This is a genomic window from Paenibacillus sp. NMA1017, from assembly GCF_058895805.1.
The window spans coordinates 13,449-33,978 of the sequence record NZ_JBZXYR010000005.1; the positions used below are offsets into that span (position 1 = coordinate 13,449).

Consider the following 20,530-nt stretch of genomic DNA (forward strand, 5'->3'; position numbering starts at 1 on the left):
GGATGAATCATAAAAAAACGTCCAACATGGTAACCCGCAGTATGGGTGAAGGTATCCTCCTGTGTGTTGTTGTGGGCGTAGTTGTCTTTTATATGCTGTATACATATGGATATGTGAAGTCGTTCCCAACCTGGGGAATGATATTGAAATTTGCAGGAGCTGTTGTACTGGTGTTGATTGGTACAGGGGCAATGTATGGATTTTATGAGAGCTACCGTTTTAAAAGCAGGCTGGAAATGTTGAGAGAGACGTTGTTGATGTGGGAAAAGGGGACTCCTGCACGTGAGTTACCACCACTGGGACATGATGAGCTAGGCAGGCTGGGAGAACAGCTGGAACGGATCGGGCGTAAATGGCAGGAACAGGTTACGTCTTTACAACGCTTATCCACGGATAATGCTCAGCTGGCAGAACAGGCACGAATGACTGCGATTGTGGAGGAGCGGCAGCGGCTGGCCAGAGAGTTACATGACGCAGTATCACAGCAATTATTTGCTATTTCAATGACGGCGACGGCTGTGGGCAGGACGCTGGATAAGGATTTTGATAAAGCGCAGCGTCAAGTTGCGCTAATTGAAGAAATGTCTTCCGTGGCACAATCCGAAATGCGGGCGTTACTACTTCATCTACGGCCTGTCTATTTGGAAGGGAAGCGGCTTGAGCAGGGTTTGCGTGATTTGGTACAGGAGTTGCAGGCAAAGGTACCGATGGAGATTGATTTTGAGATTGAAAGCGGAGTACAGTTGGTTAAAGGCATTGAGAACCACTTGTTTCGTATTGTTCAGGAAGCGATGTCTAATACATTGCGCCATGCCAAAGCAACCCGCATGGAAATTCGTATCGTGCAACGCCCGGATTCCATCAGGCTGACGATTCGGGATAACGGTATTGGTTTTGAACTGGATGAGAAAAAGCAGACTTCATATGGATTATCCACCATGCAGGAGCGGGTCAGTGAAATTGGGGGAGCTATTCAGTATATAACGGCTCCAGGAAAAGGAACACGGATTGAAGTGTCCGTGCCAGTTATTAATGATGAAAGCGGAAGGAACGATGATCATGGAGACGGAATTACCGATTAGCGTACTGCTGGTAGACGACCATGAAATGGTACGGATTGGTCTTGCGGCGGTGCTGGGGACGGAAGAAGGTATTGAAGTGGTCGGCGAGGCCGGAAGCGGAGAAGAAGGCATACGGTTGGCTTCCGAATACAAGCCAAATGTGATTTTGATGGATCTGGTCATGGATGGCATGGATGGCATCGAAACGACACGCCAAGTAACTCGCCTGCTTCCAGAGACAAAGGTGATTGTACTGACGAGTTATTTGGACGATGAGAAAATGTATCCGGTCATTGAGGCAGGGGCATTCAGCTATTTGCTCAAAACGTCTCGTGCTTCCGAGATAGCAGATGCCATCCGTGCAGCTGCACGCGGACAGTCCGTACTAGAGTCACAGGTGGCCTCCAAGATGATGAATCGATTCCGCCAGACACAGGCTGAAGCACCCGCACATACGGAGTTGACTGATCGTGAGATGGAGGTGCTTCGCCTGTTGGCACAAGGGAAGTCTAACCAGGATATCGCAGATGAGCTGATTATCGGGATTAAGACGGTAAAATTCCATGTCACGAACCTTCTCGCTAAATTAGGAGTGGAAGACCGTACACAGGCGGCGATCTATGCCTATAAGAACGGATTAGCAGAGTAGAATGTAGAATAAGCGATTATAAAGAATCGGAGACGACAATAGTCCTCCGGTTCTTTTGTGTTCCATAACAAGGTGTTTAGATTAGGAGAAATAAAAAGGCGATTAAAGCCAGATCTAGTGCAAGCCCTGCCCCGTATCCATATCCGCCGTACCCACCGCGATAGCCTGCTCTGCCATTTCCATAACTACTGTAGCCATCTCCAGCAAATCCGCCTGCGTCATAAGGAAAGGATGGATTCAGAGGTTCGTTAGGCGGCTTAATTAAGGCATTTAGTTTGGCAGAGGTACGAGCTTTGTTTTTAGGATTCCTTTTTTTCTTTTTAGAGGAATTCTTTTTTGGGGCTTGTTTTCCTTTGTTACTGTAGCTCCCGGCGTAGAGACTGCCAGGAAAGGAGGGTGGATATCCGTTCAACATCAGCTTGCCTTTGCTACACCCACTTAAGATGCCGATGTGTCGTGTACCATCACGCATAACGGCACAGACCAGACGTCCACCATGAGGTGCCACATTGGCTTCATTTACAGGATAAATCGGAAACATGATTTCACCTCTTTTGGTGTAAGATGCATTGTGATCATAGTCTATTCTTACGTTGCCTACGATGTATGGTCGAACACCCAGTAGGCAGATGAATATTTTAGAAGGGCTTTACCGTATTACTGTGTGTATAAAACCTCTGACAACGGGAATGCTATTGGTAGATTCATAGATTTCATCCAGCCGAAAAAGAACGTATCCAGAGCGTAGGTGTGGGAATCGGATGGTTGTAGAACGGGGGGAACGATAATGTTAAAAGCAGAGCTGATTAAAAAGGGGATTATTGCGATTTTGGTATTAGGAACGGTGCTGGTACTGGCTGGCTGGCGCTACGGAACCCTTCAGACAAACCGATATGATTCCCGCGAGGCAGAAACGGCTTTACGCTCATTGTTAACCATCTCGGATCAGGCCCCGGGTACGCTGGATAAGCTAGTTGTGAAGTGGCAAGGCGATTGGAGTTCTAACTATGAAGAACCGGCAGATATGGCGGCACAGATAGCTGATCAGCTGAATATACCCACAGTAAACAAACTCGTAGAAAATGGACACACGGTTTATCGTTCTGTTCGTGATAGTGAGGATCTAAGAATTCGCTTAAATGTGATGGAACATCAAACTAGACAATGGTATGTAGTTGTTCAACTGGAGAGCAACGATGCAGGACGTGAGCGGTTGATTCAGCTTCATAAGCTTTGTGCTGAGCAATTAAAATCTATGGGGATTCAAGCGCAGTGGAACACGGCCCTTCAGCGTTCGCTGCATACAAAGGAATCCAAAGATCAACTGTTAAAACTGACGGAGGCGAGCTTAACAGGGAACATCTCCATGCAGGCCAAAGAAAGATATACGGATGCGACTACTGTGGCTATATCCTATGAAGCTCCAGAGCTGCCGTTAATGATTCAAAGCGGTGAGCATCAGGTCCAGATGCAGATGGCTGTACATGAAGATAGGGAGCAGCAGGATACACGTATAACGCTCGGTTTTCCGCTCATTACAATTGAATACTGACTTATAAGGTAAATTTATGATTCATCGGATAGCTTATCCATGTAGGATATGATAAAATATCATCAAATCTTTAGTTCCATGTTTTTCGAAAATCAAGTATGATCTTGTATAAATATACACAATACTACATGCGGATTTCGGGGATTGTGGATTGCGGAATCTTGACATGGGAAGAATGAGGTACTTCATGGCTGACATACCTGCTAAAGAATCTGTTGTGACGCAAGGCGCAGTTCTGTTTATTTTTGGCGCTACGGGCGATTTGGCTCGTCGCAAGCTTTTTCCTGCTATTTACAGCTTGTACCGCGAAGGCAAGCTTGCTGAAGATTTTGCCGTTATTGGTGTAGCAAGGCGTCCGCGTACAGAGGAAGAATTCCGTAATGACCTGTATGCTTCCATACAGGAGTTTAGTCGCTACAAAGCAGAAAATGATCAAGAATGGCAGGCATTTGCCGAGCATTTTGAATATAAATCGCTGGATATCAACAATGTCGAAGGGTTCCATGAGCTGAGACAACAGACGGAGTCTATAGAAAGCAAGTTTAACATACCGGGAAATCGGTTGTTTTATTTGGCCTTGGCTCCTGAATTATTCGGAAGCGTGTCGAAGAGCTTGAAAGATGGCGGCATGATGGATGGCAAGGGCTGGAATCGCCTGGTAATTGAGAAGCCATTCGGTTATAACCTCGAATCTGCACAAGAATTGAACGTTGAAATACGAGAAGTATTTGCCGAAGAAGAAATTTATCGGATTGATCACTATCTTGGCAAGGAAATGGTACAAAATATTGAGGTGATCCGCTTCGCGAACGCCTTCTTTGAACCACTGTGGAATAATAAGCATATTGCCAATGTGCAAATTACGCTTAGTGAAACGGTAGGGGTGGAGGAACGCGGAGGTTACTACGATCATTCCGGCGCCTTGCGGGATATGGGACAGAACCATATGCTGCAAATGCTAACGATGATTGCGATGGAGCCACCTAGTCGTTTGTTGCCTGAGGATATCCGTGATGAAAAGGTGAAAGTGCTGCGTTCGCTGCGCCCTTTTGAAACGTCTGAGGATGTGAAAACCAATGTGGTGCGTGGTCAATACACCGAAGGCAGTTATCGCGGTCAGCAGTTGCCGGGGTATCGCCAAGAAGACAAGGTTGATCCACAATCGAACACAGAGACTTATTTTGCTTCACGCGTGTTTGTTGATAATTTCCGTTGGGCTGGCGTACCGTTCTATATTCGTACGGGCAAACGTCTCCCTGTAAAAACAACGGAGATTGTTGTGGAATTTAAGAGCATGCCAACGAACGTGTACCTCGGTCAAAAGCATAAGCTGGAACCGAACTTGCTCGTGATTCGGGTCAATCCAATGGAGGGCATTTACATTAAAATCAATGCCAAGAAACCTGGTTCGGAATCAGATATTGAGCCACTGGCTATGGATTTTTGCCAAAGCTGTATGGTGGGTATCAACTCACCGGAGGCTTATGAACGGTTGCTGATGGATGCGATTGAGGGTGATTCGACGTACTTCACGCGTTGGGATGAGGTTGCCACGGCATGGGGATTCGTCGATCGAATCGCCAAAGCATGGCAGCAGACCCCGGATACGCTGGAAACCTATGCAGCAGGCTCATGGGGACCGGAAGGTGCTCACAAGCTATTGGAGCAAGATGGCTTCAAGTGGTGGCCGGTTAGCGGTCAGGATGAAGATAATGTCATCTGGCGAGTAGGCGGCGTTCAGTAATCCCGATTTGTCCTGCATCCCCCTATGTCCTGTTCAGGACGTAAGGGGATGCTTTGCGTTCGGAGTGTGCTATAATAGCTTAGTCTCAGGTTTTCAGTTTGCAACTGATTATAAGTTAAAGGCAGGCTAAAACATGTAAATAGATCGTATTTATAATGAATATGGTAACGGGGTACGCCAAATAATGGAGCTAACGGCAATGAGTCGATAGAGCCGATGAACCTATGAAAACAGGCGTGCATCATGGCCTTTTTATGAATAGCTTGAGCAGGAATGCAATGGATTTGATCATGAAGGGATATGTGAAATGAGTAAAACAACAGATATACTTCAACAGGAAGTCGACAAACGGCGTACGTTTGCGATTATTTCTCACCCGGATGCGGGTAAAACGACACTGACGGAAAAGCTGCTGCTATTCGGGGGCGCGATTCGTCTTGCTGGCTCAGTTAAAGCGCGTAAAGCAAGCAAACACGCCACGAGTGACTGGATGGAGATTGAAAAACAGCGGGGGATCTCTGTAACATCCTCAGTAATGCAATTTGATTATAATGGTCACCGCATCAACATTCTGGACACCCCAGGTCACCAGGATTTCAGTGAAGACACGTATCGTACATTAACAGCAGCAGATAGTGCAGTCATGCTGATTGACGTAGCGAAGGGTGTGGAAGCGCAAACGATTAAGCTGTTCCAAGTTTGTGCAAAGCGTGGAATTCCGATTTTCACCTTCATTAATAAACTAGATCGTGAGGGACGCAGTCCTTTTGATTTGATGGAGGAGCTGGAGCAGGTGCTTGGCATCCGTTCGGTGCCTATGAATTGGCCGATTGGTACAGGACGCGAGCTGTGCGGTGTCTATGACCGTGTCAAAAATCAGGTCGAGCTATTTCAGGGAGATGACCATTCCACGATCAAAGTACAAAAAGTGGAAGATTACAATGATCCGATCATTCGTGAGATGGCGGGCGAATATTTGCATGACCAATTATGCCAAGACTTAGAGTTGCTTGACGTCGCGGGTGACCCTTTTGACATGGAGAAAGTACAGCGCGGAGAATTGACACCTGTATTCTTCGGCAGTGCGATTAATAATTTTGGTGTACAAACATTTTTGGAAAACTTCCTTCAACTTGCTCCTAAACCGGAGCCGCGCCGTAGTACAGCTGGGGAAATTGAGCCAACAAACGAAAAGTTTACCGGCTATGTATTTAAAATTCAAGCGAACATGAACCCGGCTCACCGTGACCGTATTGCATTTTTGCGTATTGTCTCTGGTAAGTTTCAACGCGGAATGAGTGTTAAGCATGTACGGATGGGCAAGGAGATTAAGCTGTCTCAGCCACAGCAGTTTCTGGCACAGGACCGTGATATTGTCGAGGAGGCTTTTCCTGGCGATATTATTGGATTGTTTGACCCAGGTATTTTCCGTATTGGTGATTCACTCAGCCAAGGTAGCGAGGTTGTGTTTGATGAATTGCCGACCTTCTCGCCTGAGATCTTTGCCAAGGTAACGGTGAAAAATGCCTTGAAGCACAAACAGTATCTGAAGGGGATTGACCAGTTGACCGAGGAAGGTATGATTCAGGTGTTCCGTACGGTAAGCTTTGACGATACGCTACTGGGTGTTGTCGGCCAACTGCAATTTGAAGTATTTGAGTACCGCATGAAGGGTGAATATGGCGTTGATGTACAGCTTCAGCGTATGCCATTCCAATTTGCACGTTGGATTGTGGATGAGCAGATTGATCCGAGCAAGTTCCGTATTAACTCTACGCTGGTAAAGGATAAGAAGGGCAATTATGTCGCCTTGTTCGAAAACGAGTATGCCATGCGTACGGCTATGGAGAAAAATCCGACAGCTAAGTTTTTAGAAATGGCTCCATAAGATTGAATAAGCAGAACAGTTTGATCTCAGTCATTTAGTATATATACAACGAATAGTCCACTCGATGTTAATGCGAGTGGACTATTCTCATTTTCGAATACGGGTAAAATAATGAGCACAATTAAATCGGAACAAAGAGTTAAATAGCTAGAGCTAGGTTAAGGGTACGGGTTTAATTTTATCAATTTGTTCATGTGCCAAATGGACGAAATCGTGCTGCTGGTTTGGACTCATATGCTTCCAAGCGATTTCAAGAATGACACCCAATCCAGGCAAAGCGGCCTCCGGTCCGTCCACTGATCCAATAATCATGTCCGTAAGATCAGCTTCTGATTTGCCGTGTACTTTGTGAACAATTGCTTGTCGTAAATCCATTGTAATGGGCATGTGTACCTCCCGTATGTTGTAGTAGTGGTCGAATGTATTATGGCTTGGGCTGTTGTCCAGTATACATGGAGAAGCATTTGGCATAAGTATGTCAAAATTTATGTTTGTAGCATGATATGCTATACTATGACGGACAGTATGGTGATCGGGAGGTAAAGAAGGAATGGCAAAAAAACAGTATGCGGTCATTGGTATGGGCCGTTTTGGTTCCAGTGTTGCCAGTGCGCTGAGTGAGATGGGTTTTGATGTGCTGGCTATTGACTCGGACGAGCAGCGTACACAGGAAATGTCGAATATTGTGACGCATGCGGTGTCTGCCGACTCGACGGATGAGGAAGCACTGCGAGCGCTGGGTATCCGTAATTTTGACGTAATCGTAGTTGCAATTGGCGAAGATATACAGGCTAGTATTCTGACGACATTGATTCTCAAGGACATGGGCGTACCGGCTCTTGTGGTCAAGGCACAAAATGAGCTGCACGGGAAAGTGCTGCAAAAAATAGGTGCGGATAAAGTCGTTTATCCTGAACGGGATATGGGGTTACGGGTAGCCCATCATTTGACATCTCCCAACATTTTGGATTATATCGAGCTGTCCAAGGACTACAGTATTTTGGAGATGAGAGCCGCTGATTCCATGATTGGCAAAAACCTGAAGGAGCTAGACATACGTGCACGCTTCGGCTGCAATGTGATGGCGATTCGCAGAAATCAGGAAATGAATATTTCACCTTATGCCGAAGATCGTCTGGAGCCGGGTGATGTACTTGTCATTGTGGGCCACAAGGATGATCTGACCAAACTGGAGCTGGCATTTGCAGCCTAACGAAGGCTTGATGTTCAAGTGCAAGTGATGCATCATTTATTTTTAAGAAACGGACAAAGAAACGGAAGGTTAAACGAATGGAAATCATTTCACCGAATAATGCGCGTGTAAAAGAGTGGGCGCAACTGCTGGAGAAAAAGCATCGCACACGGCAGCATAAATATATTGTCGAGGGTATTCATCTGGTGCAGGAAGCGCTGCGTTCGAACGCGGCTGTCGAAACCGTCGCCTATGATTTGGACAAGGGCATTCCCGCCGAGCTGAATGGCCTGAATCCAGCCGATCAGCCGGTGGAATGGGTTCCCGTGTCAGCGGCGGTCATTGCAAAATGCACCGATACGAAGACGCCGCAGTCGGTCTTTGCCATCGTGCGTAAGGAGGAGCGCAGCACATTCCCGGCATTGTTGGAGCAGCCGGATGCGCTAGTGATGGTGCTGGACGGGGTACAGGACCCCGGCAATGTAGGCACTATCATCCGCAGCGCTGACGCTGCTGGAGCCGCAGGCGTAATATTGGGTCATGGCTGCGCCGACCTGTACAATCCCAAAACGATCCGCTCCACGATGGGATCGTTATTTCACCTGCCGGTGATTGAAGGCAGTCTGGAGGAGCTTTTACCACAGGCGAAAAGTAAAGGTGCCCGCTTGCTCAGCACCTCGTTGGATGCGAGCTTGTCATGCTATACCATAGATTTGCGTGCTTCCACTTGGCTTGTGATCGGAAACGAAGGCCAAGGTATTTCTGCTGTTACTGCGCGCATGGTGGATGAGTCGGTATTCATTCCGATGCAGGGGCAAGCGGAATCACTGAACGCAGCGATGGCTTCTACGGTGCTATTATTTGAGGCGATGAGACAACGAAACTAAGAGAATGAACACGGGGCTGTTGTGGGTTATAACATCAATTGAGACTGTTTATATCATCTAATGAGGCAGTCAATATCCCCGAAAACCCAGTGAAATCAGGAATAAAGGCTAAGTGAATACAAAATTATCTGAAGGAAAAATTACCTTTGCTTGGCTAAAATTTTGTTATATACATTTTTAGCTACAGGACAATCTAATATCTAATCTAAATAGCCCCGTTAAAAAGGGGCTTTTTTACTTTATGTATAGTAGGTGTGCTACATTTTTCAAGGCTTTTTTCCACATGAAGAAAATATGTCTTTATATTTTGCGAACAATGCAGAGTATTACTGGAAGGAGGGAGTAGTTTCGTGCCCAAGTATGCGGCATCAGCTAAAAATATAGTCACGTATCATCCTATTCGTTCTTCTGTCGCCAAGGAGATTCTTAGAGGAGACAAATCTGAAGAGCAATCCATAAGAATGCTCAAGCATGTTTTTTCACATTTAACCATGTTAAAATGAAAAAATAATTAGAGATATGGCATGGAGAGAAGGCAGGGAGAATCAATGAAACCAAAACTTAACGATGTTGCACAATTAGCTGGAGTTTCACCGACTACGGTTTCTCGCGTACTTAATAATCGTGGCTATATCAGTCAAGAAACGAAGGATCAAGTTCATAAAGCGATGCAGGAGCTAAATTATTTTCCTAATGATGTAGCTCGGTCATTATTTAGTAAACGGACAAATCTGATTGGATTAATCATTCCAACTACAAGCAACCCATTTTTTGGAGAGCTGACTTTCCATATAGAGAATATTTGTGCGTCATTAGGCTATAAGCTGTTGCTTTGTAATAGTTTAAATCAGCTGGATAAAGAAGAGTCTTATGTAGATATGCTTATGCGAAATCAAGTTGACGGTATTATCGTTGGTACACACAACCGAGGTATCGTAAATTATGAACAGAAGAATATTGCCGTCATTGCGATCGATCGCTTCCTATCCGATTCAATCCCAGTTGTAGGATCGGATAATTATATGGGTGGAAAACTGGCGTCAGAACTGCTTATTAAAAAGGGATGCAAGCATATCTTACACATAAATGGCCCTGTTGAATTGGAAACACCGGCAAGTTTAAGAAGAAAAGCATATGAAGATGTGATGAAGCAGTATGGTCGAAAGGCAATTACCTATGAAGTACATGATCCCTTCCACCAACAGAATCACGATGAACCGATTAAACGCTTGCTCGATGAACATCCTGAAGTAGATGGATTGTTTGCGAGTAATGACTTGGTGGCTGCGTCTTTTATTGCTAAAGCAAGAAGAAGAGGAAAACGTGTTCCTGAAGATATTCGCGTAATTGGATATGACGGAACAGAAACAACCCGCAATCTTCTCCCTGAATTAACGACAATTCAGCAACCAATACAGGAGATCGCGAGATCTTCCATAGAGTTACTTATTAAAGAAATTGAAGGTGGATTCAGTGATGTCCCGCGAGAAACCTATCTACCAGTGAAACTGATTGAAGCTAGTACAGCTTAATACAATTTCCATAGTTTTCAGCATTGTGATATAAGGTAGAGCTATCCTTATTAGAGTAATTGAAATCAAAGAGGAGAGCTCTTTTTCTTTCGAAAATATGTCAAGCGGTTGACATATGAAAGCGGTTGACATATAATCGATCTGTAAATACGGAAGTGCTTTCATTTACATTAAATGTTCAACTTGAGGAGCGTTCGATATGAGAAAGTCAAAGAGCATGTACTGGAAACTAAGTGCCTATTTCTTCTTTTTCTTCTTTACTTGGTCAGCAAGTTATTCATTGTTCTCCATCTGGCTAGGGCAAGAAATCAGTCTGAATGGTGCTGAAACAGGTGTTATCTTTACTGTAAACGCTATCTTTGCGCTATGTATGCAACCGCTTTATGGCTATATATCTGATAAAATCGGATTAAAGAAGCATATTTTATTTCTAATCAGTTCTTTGCTCTTATTTGTTGGTCCTTTCTATATTTTTATCTATGGACCGTTACTTCAATACAATGTATTTCTCGGCGCCATTGTAGGTGGATTATACTTGGGTATTTCTTTTTTGGCAGGGATCGGAGCCATCGAATCTTATGTCGAGAAAGTCGGCCGAAAATATGACTTTGAATACGGAAAATCTCGTATGTGGGGCTCGCTAGGTTGGGCAGCAGCAACATTTTTTGCTGGTCAGCTCTTCAATATCAACCCTAACATTAACTTCTGGATTGCATCAGTATCTGCTGTCATTCTGTTTATCATTACGATGACAATTAAAGTTGAAATGACAGATTCCGAGATGGAGCGAGCAGAATCCGTTAACTTTAAGCAAATCGGCTATTTGTTTGCAAATAAGCATTTGTGGTTCTTCATTTTATATGTTCTTGGTGTTACCTGTATTTACAATGTGTATGATCAGCAGTTCCCGAATTACTTTTCATCGACGTTCTCAACGGTTGATTTAGGCAATCAAGTTTACGGTTACTTAAATTCCCTACAAGTATTCTTGGAAGCAGGTATGATGTTCTTAGCGCCTTTCATTGTCAACAAAATTGGAGCCAAAAAGGGTCTGATATTGGCAGGGTTCTTGATGGCGTTCCGGATCATGGGTTCAGGCTTAGTTATTGGACCTTATGGAATCTCAGCTATGAAATTGATTCACGCATTGGAACTGCCAATCATGCTGATCTCCGTATTTAAGTACTTGGCTGCTAATTTCGATACGCGTCTGTCTTCGATCTTGTATCTGGTGGGATTCCAGTTTATGAGTCAGGTAGGAGCTTCGATCTTCTCGCCAATCGCCGGTATGTCTTATGACATTAGAGGTTTTGCAAATACGTACGTGATTATGGGTGTATTCGTATTTGTCTTTACAACAATCTCAATCTTTACCTTAAAGAAAGAACCGAAAAATCTAGATCCCAAGCCTAACAAGCATATTGAAACAGCATAGGAGGAAGACGAATGAACACATATAATAACAATACGAAGCAAGCTGAGGAAGCATTGAAACAGGCAGAAGTGAAAATGAACAAGCGGTACCGATTAGGTTATCATATTATGGCACCAGCAAACTGGATTAACGATCCAAATGGATTAATTCAATTTAAAGGTGAATATCATGTCTTCTATCAGCATCATCCTTATGATGAGAACTGGGGGCCAATGCATTGGGGTCACGTGAAGAGTAAAGACCTTGTACATTGGGAGCATTGTCCGATTGCATTAGCGCCTGGAGATGCGTGTGACCTTGATGGTTGCTTCTCAGGAAGCGCAGTAGATAATAACGGCGAACTGACATTGGTCTATACTGGTCATCACTATATTGATCAACCAAACAATATCTTTTTCCAAAATCAAAATGTGGCAGTAAGCACAGATGGCATTCATTTTACAAAACTAAGGCAGAATCCCGTAATCGCTGAACCTCCGACAGATAGCTCCCAGCATTTTCGTGATCCGAAGGTATGGAAGCATGAGGATACATGGTACATGATCCTAGGTAACAGCACGAAAGAAGATTTGCCGCGTGTTATTCTATATACATCTCCTGATCTTAGAACTTGGGCCTATCATGGTGTGCTTCTGCAGGGAGATAAAAATATGGGCTTCATGTGGGAGTGCCCTGATTTCTTTGAGCTGAACGGTAAGCATATATTTATATTCTCCCCACAAGGTATTGATGCGCAAGGAGATAAGTACAATAACTTGTTCCAGACGGGATATTATGTTGGCGAATATAATTATGAAAGTAATGAATATAAGCATGGAGAGTTCATCGAGTTGGATAATGGCCATGACTTCTATGCGGTTCAAACTTTTCTAGATGATCAAGGTCGCCGCATTGCGATTGGTTGGATGGATATGTGGGAATCGGATATGCCGACGAAAGCAGACGGCTGGTGTGGAGCAATGACGATCCCACGTTTAATTACGTTGGGTGACAATAATAAAGTACTGATGACTCCAGTTGAAGAAATGAAATTACTTCGTCAAAGTAAACATGTTTTGTACCAATATGGTTCTATTTCTGGAAGTTACTACAAGGAAATTGAAGCCGATCTGCTTGAAGTTAAGGTAGTGTTCGACCTCACGAAGTCAAGCGCAGACCTGGTAGGCTTGAAGTTTCGCGGAACAGGTCGAGAAGAAACGGTTATCACATATTCTATTTCGGAGCAGAAACTTATGCTTAATTGTTCTAAATCAGGTAAGAAGACAGATGGAGTACGTCAAACAGCATTCAATGCTGAGGGACAGCTGACATTGCATGTATATCTGGATCGCTCATCCATTGAAATATTTGCGAATGAAGGACAAACTACGATGACAAGTCGCATCTATCCGAGTGAGAAATTGCTAGGCATAGAAATCATAACGGAGGGTGGAGAGGCACTAGTAAATGGGCTGACATATTGGAAATTGAAAGATATATGGCAAGCTGAATAACTCAATGAAAAGATTGCAGTTCATATTATGTAAAAGAAAAGTAAGATTTTTTATCGCTAAATTACTTAAGATAATCGGATTAACGTATAATCAAAAAAATTATTCCTCTTGGCTCTATGCAAAAGGATTTTCTGAATTTCTTGCAACAAAATATCTTAAATAGCGACTGAGTAGATCAGTGATCTCCGAAACATGTGCACTTCCAGACAAGACGAACAGCCAGGTATCTTTCGTAAAGTCGTTTATCTGGGGTTTCTTTCATAGTTCTATTTATTACCCAATAGGCGAATGAAGTAATGCTCTTGTATTCTAGGCATGGTTTAGTCTCAATTGATGATATAATCCATAGGAGCTATTTGTTATTATATCAAATGAATTTGACAGGTTCCCAAATCTTTGTTAGAGTTTCAATCAAATACGTATAACCTTTTCATGGGATGTTACCGATAGGGCATAACCTGAATTGGCTTGTTTACACTGTAAGTGTATACAGGCTGGTTTGGGTTTTTTTATTATCTGACACCCTCTGGTACTCCTTTTATCACACATTTGGAAGGAGAATGTTTATGTCCAGTTATATTTTTCCTAAAGACTTTTTATGGGGCGGTGCTCTTGCTGCTAATCAGGCCGAGGGCGCTTATTTGGAAGACGGTAAAGGATTGAGTCTGGTGGATCTGCTGCCTACCGGAGAGAAGAGAAGAAGCATAATGAAGGGGAATGTTCCTTCGCTGACTCCACTTGAAAGCGAATTCTATCCTTCCCACGAAGCCATTGATTTCTATCATCACTATCGCGAGGATATCGCGCTATTTGCAGAAATGGGCTTTAAGGCGCTGCGTGTTTCCATTGCATGGGCTCGTATTTTTCCAACAGGAGAAGACGCTATTCCAAATGAAGCAGGTTTGCAATTCTACGATGATTTGTTCGACGAGTTGCATAAACATGGCATTCAGCCAGTCGTTACTCTCGCTCATTTTGACGTGCCGGTGGATCTGGTCGAGAAATATGGGAGCTGGCGGAGCCGGAAGCTGGTAGGTCTGTTTGAAACCTATGCCAAAACAGTATTCACCCGCTATAAGGATAAAGTGAAATACTGGATGACATTCAACGAGATTAACATGCTTCTCCACTTGCCGTTTCTTGGCGCCGGTCTTGTTTTTCAAGAAGGTGAAAACGTTAAACAAATTCAGTACCAGGCTGCACATCATCAGCTTGTTGCAAGCGCGCTGGCTGTAAAAGCGTGTCACGAGATTATCCCGGATGCCAAGATTGGCTGTATGCTTGCTGCCGGCAGCTTCTATCCGTATACGTGTAATCCCGAAGATGTGTATCAGGGCATGGAAAAAGACCGCGAGTCCTACTTCTTCATTGATGTACAGTCACGCGGCGAATATCCTGGTTATGCGAAGCGCTTCTTCAAGGATCATGGATTAAATATTGAGATGGAATCAGGCGACGCAGCCATTCTGAAAGATCATACCGTTGACTATATCGGATTCAGCTATTATTCGAGCCGGACGACCAGCACAGACCCGGAAATCGTCAAGAACATGACCAGTGGTAATGTATTTGGCTCCGTAGCCAATCCATATCTGGACAAGTCCGAATGGGGCTGGACGATCGATCCAAAAGGATTCCGCATCACAGCCAACCAATTGCATGACCGTTACCAAAAGCCACTGTTCGTAGTGGAAAACGGTTTTGGTGCAAATGATGTGGTTTCGCCTGAAGGAGAAGTTAACGACGATTACCGGATCGACTATCTCAAGCGGCATATTGCCGAAATGGGTGAGGCTCTTCAAGACGGAGTCGAAATTATCGGTTACACAAGTTGGGGACCTATTGACATTGTCAGCGCCTCCTCAGGAGAAATGAAAAAACGCTACGGTTATATTTATGTGGACCGCGACAATGAAGGCAACGGTTCGTTGAAACGTATTAAAAAGAAAAGCTTCCACTGGTACAAAAACGTAATTCATTCCGACGGCGAAAATCTGGGTGAATAATCGTACCACAAGTAAATAGGATCGGACGTCCCGGGCCCACGGGGATTTCCGATCTTCGTTTCTTTATTGAAAGCGTTGACAATCGTTCCTCTTCGGGCTATACTTGACGCAATTCCATCATTTTTAGGATTGTTACTGCGTAGCAGGCAAAACCTAAGCCACGAATAACGGATGTTACAGTCTTGTTTATTTGGCGTGCTTCGGTTTTTTTCTGTTTACAATAAAGAGGATGGAGCATGTGTGGCTCTTGCTGGCATATGGAACGGGGGATCGAGATGAACATAGCAAAGGTCATTAACAACAATGTAATCAGCGTCTACCAGACGGACGGTACCGAACTCGTGGTGATGGGTCGGGGGATTGCTTTTAAGAAAAAGCCTGGAGACAAGGTAGACGAAACCAGAATTCAGAAGGTATTTGCTCTGAAAAACAAGCAGACATCCGATAACTTTAAAATGCTGTTGCGTGAGGTACCGCTTGATTTGATCGTGATTGTGGAGGAAGTCATTAATGACGCCAAGCATAATCTGAACAGAAAGCTGAACGAAAATATTTATGTTTCACTGACCGATCATATCAATTTCGCTGTTGAAAGATACCGGGAAGGATTGGAAATCAAAAACGCGTTATTGTGGGAAGTCAAGCAGCTGTATAAAGAAGAATTCGCGATGGGTCTGAAAACGTTGGAGCAAATCAAACAAAGGCTCGGTATTGAACTGCCTGTAGACGAAGCGGCTTATATTGCGATTCACATCGTAAATGCTGAAATGAACGAGGAAGTCATTACGACCATGAGTATCACGAAGTTTATCCAGCAAATTATCAATATTGCAAAATATCACTTTAAGGTTGATTTTGACGAGGACTCTCTGAGCTATTTCCGCTTTATTACGCATCTGAAATTTTTCGCCCAGCGTGTATTTAAGGGAAATCACTATGAAAATAACTATGATCATTTGTATGACATGATTAAGGAAAAGCACAAGGAAGCAGCTGCCTGCACAGAAAAAATTGGTGCTTTTGTGCAAAAAGAATACAACCACGAATTGACGAATGAAGAGAAGCTGTATCTGACCGTGCATATCGAACGAGTGGTGAATAGATAAGTCGAACTTTTTCGGCGAAAAAAGATCAAGTATATATGATTAAAAGTTTTTGTTGACAAATATGGTAGATTAATTATATTATGATAGTAACAGGAATTTAATAAGTTTTAACTGGGATTGTTACTGGTTATGCAGGCAAAACCTAAGTCATGAAAAATTGCGGGAATAAAGTGCCCACCATTTTTCAAGGCTTAGGTTTTTTGTGTGCCTAAATATGTAAAAAGCCCCTTAGAACATGGAGGTGTCCATCATGAGTAATGAAAAACTGGCTAAGGAAATTGTACACCTGGTAGGTGGCGAAAAAAATGTAGTATCGCTCGTTCACTGCGCCACACGCCTGCGTTTTGTGCTAAAAGATGAGGCAAAAGCAGACAAGGGAAAGTTGGAAAAAACCGACGGAATTATAACGGTAAAGCAGAGCGGTGGTCAGTTCCAGGTTGTAGTCGGCAACAAAGTACCAGAGGTATATAATGCCATCGGCAAAGTATCCAATATTTTGAATGAAACTGGAAAAGAAGATCATTCAGCTAAAGGCAACAAAGGATTTGGTGCCGTAATTGACGTAATTTCCAGCATTTTTGCACCTTTGCTCGGAGTTATGGCGGGGTCCGGTATTTTGAAAGGTCTGCTGCTGATTGCGAGCAACCTCGGCTGGTTGCTACCGAAAGACACTACCTATATGATTTTGTATGCTGCGGCCGACAGCTTGTTTTATTTCCTGCCGCTCTTGTTAGCGGTTACAACAGCACGGAAATTCGGTGGTAATATCTTCGTTGCCCTGACCATTGCCGGAGGGTTGCTTTACCCGACTATTGTCACGCTAAAAACGGAAGCTACACCTACGGACTTTTTCGGTATTCCTATTGTAATGATGAGTTATTCATCTACCGTTATTCCGATCATTTTAGCCATCATCGTCATGAGTAAGCTGGAAAAATGGTGCAATCGAGTGATCCATGAGAGCGTCAAAAACTTTATTACACCTTTGATTCTACTTGTAATTATGCTTCCTCTGACTTTAATGGTCTTCGGACCAGTCGGGGTGTACGTAGGTAACGGGATTGCTGCTGGACTCGTTGCTGCGTTCAGCTTTAGTCCGCTGCTGGCTGGGGCAATCCTCGGTGCTTGCTGGCAGCTGCTCGTTATCTTCGGTGTACATTGGGGCCTCGTACCTGTATTCATTAATAACATTGCTGTTAATGGCAGAGACGGAATCAAGCCTTCCGCTGCGGCTTCCATCTTCGCTCAAACCGGCGCTGCGTTCGGTGTTATGTTGAAAACCAAAAATAAAAAGCTGAAAACTCTGGCGGGTTCCGCTACGCTTACTGCTTTGTTTGGCATTACGGAGCCAGCCGTCTATGGGGTTACGCTGCCGCTGAAACGTCCATTTATTGCCGGTGTTATCGGCGGTGCTATCGGTGGTGCGATTATCGGTCAAGCAGGAACGCAGGCATTCGCCTCCGGCGCACCTGGATTGCTGACCTTGCCAATCTTTTACGGTCCTGGCGGACAAGGCTTCCCGGGATTGATTTTAGGGATTACGGTATCGTTTCTGGTTTCGGCCATTTTGACCTATATTCTAGGGTTTGAGGACCCGGTCGAAGCGGAAGAAACCACCGACAATTCGGCTAAAGAATCAACCTCACCAACGGATGTTTCCAATGAAGAGGTACTTAGCCCGATTGAAGGAACTGTGGTAGCTCTAACTGAAGTTCCAGATCCTGCATTTGCTTCAGAGGCTATGGGCAAAGGTATTGCCATCCAACCGACAACGGGCAGAGTCGTAGCCCCATTCGATGGAACCATTACTGTGGCGTTCAAGAAAAAGCATGCGCTTGCGGTTGTTTCACCCCATGGCGCAGAAGTTTTGATTCATGTTGGAGTAGATACAGTCAAGCTTGACGGTAAACATTTTACTTCTCATATCAAAGAAGGTGACGAGGTAAAAGCTGGGGATCTACTGCTTGAGTTTGATGTTGAGCAAATCAGGGCAGAGGGTTATCCTACGATTACGCCAGTTATCATTACAAACTCTTCCCAATATGTCGAAATCGTTCCAATCGCTCAAGGACAGGTAACGGAACAGGCCCCACTGTTGAAATTGTCTAGTGCTTCAAATGAGAAAGAAGGCATCGCCTGATGTCTTAAGGATAAAGCTCTGATGGTCCACATCCCGGATCATCAGAGCTTTTTTGTCGTCATTTTATGTAGCTGGTAAGCCCACTTGTAATTAACAATATGTCAATTAATTTAACTTGTATGGGAGTAAAAACTAATCTATAATTTTTTGTAATTATGCAAATTTTCTGAAAACATAGACTAGAAATCAATTGATTGATCAGGGGGAAATACAAGGAATGTTAGAGCAGTGGGCAGAGGCAGTAAACGGTGTCATTTGGAGCAATCCCGTAGTATATGTCTGTTTGGGCGTGGGACTATTATTTTCGATCATGACTCGATTCCTACAAATCAGGCATTTCAAAGAGATGATCCGTCTAGTATTTAAAGGGAAAAGTTCAGAGGCAGGTGTATCCTCTTTTCAGGCCTTTACGATGGCGTTATCAGGGCGTGTAGGGACTGGAAATATTGCGGGGATTGCATTGGCAGTCGGTATGGGTGGACCCGGGGCGATATTTTGGATGTGGGTCATGGCTTTTATCGGATCGGCTACTGCGTTTGTTGAATCCACATTGGCTCAGGTATATAAGGTAAAGCGCGATGGTCAGTACCGAGGTGGCCCAGCCTTTTATATTGAAAAAGGGACAGGCTTTAAATGGTTTGCCGTCATTTTTGCCGTTGCTGCGTTGGTCGCGATGTGTTTACTGATGCCGGGAACTCAATCGAACTCCATTGCCGTAGCTTTTCATAGCTCGTTTGGCATGGATATGAAGGTTTCAGGGATACTAGTAGTCGTGTTGCTGGCCCTTATCATTTTTGGGGGTGTAAAAAGGATTGCCAATGTGGCTCAGATTGTCATACCGTTTATGGCACTTGGCTACATCCTTGTCTCTTTTTATATTATGATGACGAATATTACTGCGCTTCCTGATGTATTTTCGCTGATTTTTCGCAGCGCCTTTGGCGTGGATTCTGTGTTTGGCGGTATAGCAGGGACAGCGATTGCCTGGGGCGTAAAACGGGGTATTTACTCCAACGAAGCCGGACAAGGCTCAGGTGCGCATCCGGCAGCCGCCGCGGAAGTGTCTCATCCCGCAAAACAGGGGCTAGTCCAGGCATTTTCCGTGTATGTGGATACCTTTTTAGTCTGTACGTCTACGGCTTTTATGGTCTTATTCACAGGTATGTACAACGTAAAGGGACCGGGTGGCAATTTTATTGTACAGCATCTACCGGGTGTTGAAGAGGGGACTCAATATACACAGGCTGCTATTGAATCAGTATTTCCGGGTTTTGGGTCGAGTCTGCTGTCCATTACCTTGTTCTTTTTCGCTTTTACGACCATTATCGCGTATTATTACATCGCAGAAACGAATATGGCCTATCTGGTTGCCGATCGTAAAGCCAAATGGCCCATGTTCGTCCTAAAGCTGGTTATTCTGGGTTCAACGTTCTATGGAACGGTTGTCAAGGAATCGGCCCTGGCGTGGACACTGGGGGATATGGGGGTCGGCATTATGCTTTGGGTGAATCTGATTGCTATGATTCTGCTCGCCAAACCTGCTCTTCTTGTGCTTAAGGATTACGAACAGCAGCGGAGGCAAGGGCTGGACCCGGTATTTGACCCGAAGAAGGCAGGTATTTCAAATGCCGAGTATTGGTCAAAGGAATATCAGCCTCCTTCAGATGAGTTGACGATCACTGCCAAACCGAGCAAGCTTCAGGCCTAATAAGATAGATAAGTAAGATCAAAGGTGGCTCCGCAGGGAGTCATCTTTTTTCGTTATCTTGCCTTTACATTCCAAGAAGGGTACATATGTTCACTATTTAGTCTATAATTTAGACAGAAGGATTTTGAATAATCCTA

The 20,530-nt window shown here is 44.3% G+C and carries 16 protein-coding genes and 1 pseudogene; 15 read left to right on the forward strand and 2 right to left on the reverse strand.

From position 1 onward, the window contains the following. Positions 1-2 precede the first annotated feature (2 nt). Together AC5ELV_RS14285 and AC5ELV_RS14290 are read left to right on the forward strand one after the other, a co-directional pair. Positions 3-1,082: a sensor histidine kinase gene (locus AC5ELV_RS14285; protein ID WP_493430719.1), complete on the forward strand. Its 1,080-nt coding sequence runs from the start codon at positions 3-5 to the stop codon at positions 1,080-1,082. Beyond that, complete coding sequence (locus AC5ELV_RS14290) at positions 1,060-1,710, forward strand: response regulator (protein WP_493430720.1); 651 nt, start codon at positions 1,060-1,062, stop codon at positions 1,708-1,710. Before AC5ELV_RS14285 ends, AC5ELV_RS14290 begins: the two co-directional genes overlap by 23 nt. A 76-nt stretch (positions 1,711-1,786) precedes the next feature. Here AC5ELV_RS14290 and AC5ELV_RS14295 read toward each other — a convergent pair whose 3' ends face one another. Further along, positions 1,787-2,251, reverse strand: coding sequence for a hypothetical protein (locus AC5ELV_RS14295; protein ID WP_493430721.1), 465 nt, complete (start codon positions 2,249-2,251; stop codon positions 1,787-1,789). Positions 2,252-2,497: 246 nt separating this feature from the next. On the opposite strand from AC5ELV_RS14295, the gene AC5ELV_RS14300 reads away from it, so the two are divergent. The 3 genes from AC5ELV_RS14300 (at position 2,498) to AC5ELV_RS14310 (ending at position 6,894) form a co-directional block, all read left to right on the forward strand. Continuing rightward, a complete protein-coding gene (locus AC5ELV_RS14300; RefSeq protein ID WP_493430722.1) occupies positions 2,498-3,262 on the forward strand; it encodes a YwmB family TATA-box binding protein in 765 nt (254 codons plus the stop codon). 187 nt (positions 3,263-3,449) lie between these two features. Beyond that, positions 3,450-5,006, forward strand: coding sequence for a glucose-6-phosphate dehydrogenase (zwf, locus tag AC5ELV_RS14305; RefSeq protein WP_023990232.1), 1,557 nt, complete (start codon positions 3,450-3,452; stop codon positions 5,004-5,006). A gap of 307 nt (positions 5,007-5,313) precedes the next feature. Continuing rightward, the gene (locus tag AC5ELV_RS14310) at positions 5,314-6,894 is read left to right on the forward strand and encodes a peptide chain release factor 3 (protein ID WP_029518174.1); all 1,581 of its coding nucleotides are present in this window, start codon (positions 5,314-5,316) and stop codon (positions 6,892-6,894) included. Positions 6,895-7,047: 153 nt separating this feature from the next. Here AC5ELV_RS14310 and AC5ELV_RS14315 read toward each other — a convergent pair whose 3' ends face one another. After that, complete coding sequence (locus AC5ELV_RS14315) at positions 7,048-7,281, reverse strand: small acid-soluble spore protein SspI (RefSeq protein ID WP_016819939.1); 234 nt, start codon at positions 7,279-7,281, stop codon at positions 7,048-7,050. Between the two features lie 160 nt (positions 7,282-7,441). On the opposite strand from AC5ELV_RS14315, the pseudogene AC5ELV_RS14320 reads away from it, so the two are divergent. The 10 genes and pseudogenes from AC5ELV_RS14320 to AC5ELV_RS14365 all read left to right on the forward strand — a co-directional run. Beyond that, positions 7,442-8,107: pseudogene (locus AC5ELV_RS14320) on the forward strand (potassium channel family protein); the annotation flags it as partial. A 77-nt stretch (positions 8,108-8,184) separates the two neighbouring features. Continuing rightward, positions 8,185-8,973 (forward strand): TrmH family RNA methyltransferase, encoded by a 789-nt coding sequence (locus AC5ELV_RS14325; RefSeq protein WP_493430723.1) that lies wholly within the window; start codon positions 8,185-8,187, stop codon positions 8,971-8,973. Between the two features lie 350 nt (positions 8,974-9,323). Further along, positions 9,324-9,476, forward strand: a complete 153-nt coding sequence (locus AC5ELV_RS14330; RefSeq protein WP_493430724.1) for a hypothetical protein — start codon at positions 9,324-9,326, stop codon at positions 9,474-9,476. A gap of 45 nt (positions 9,477-9,521) precedes the next feature. Next, entirely contained in the window at positions 9,522-10,505 is a 984-nt protein-coding gene (locus tag AC5ELV_RS14335) for a LacI family DNA-binding transcriptional regulator (RefSeq protein ID WP_493430725.1), read from the forward strand. A gap of 199 nt (positions 10,506-10,704) precedes the next feature. Next, positions 10,705-11,940 carry an MFS transporter gene (locus AC5ELV_RS14340; RefSeq protein WP_493430726.1) on the forward strand — a complete coding sequence of 412 codons (1,236 nt, stop codon included), beginning with the start codon at positions 10,705-10,707 and terminating at the stop codon, positions 11,938-11,940. 11 nt (positions 11,941-11,951) lie between these two features. Next, entirely contained in the window at positions 11,952-13,433 is a 1,482-nt protein-coding gene (locus AC5ELV_RS14345; protein ID WP_493430727.1) for a glycoside hydrolase family 32 protein, read from the forward strand. A gap of 566 nt (positions 13,434-13,999) precedes the next feature. Further along, entirely contained in the window at positions 14,000-15,439 is a 1,440-nt protein-coding gene (locus tag AC5ELV_RS14350; protein ID WP_493430728.1) for a 6-phospho-beta-glucosidase, read from the forward strand. A gap of 275 nt (positions 15,440-15,714) precedes the next feature. Further along, positions 15,715-16,545 (forward strand): BglG family transcription antiterminator LicT, encoded by an 831-nt coding sequence (gene licT / locus AC5ELV_RS14355; protein WP_025723626.1) that lies wholly within the window; start codon positions 15,715-15,717, stop codon positions 16,543-16,545. Between the two features lie 250 nt (positions 16,546-16,795). Beyond that, complete coding sequence (locus AC5ELV_RS14360; RefSeq protein ID WP_493430729.1) at positions 16,796-18,685, forward strand: beta-glucoside-specific PTS transporter subunit IIABC; 1,890 nt, start codon at positions 16,796-16,798, stop codon at positions 18,683-18,685. 217 nt (positions 18,686-18,902) lie between these two features. Then, positions 18,903-20,393 (forward strand): alanine/glycine:cation symporter family protein, encoded by a 1,491-nt coding sequence (locus AC5ELV_RS14365; RefSeq protein WP_493430730.1) that lies wholly within the window; start codon positions 18,903-18,905, stop codon positions 20,391-20,393. Positions 20,394-20,530: the final 137 nt, after the last annotated feature.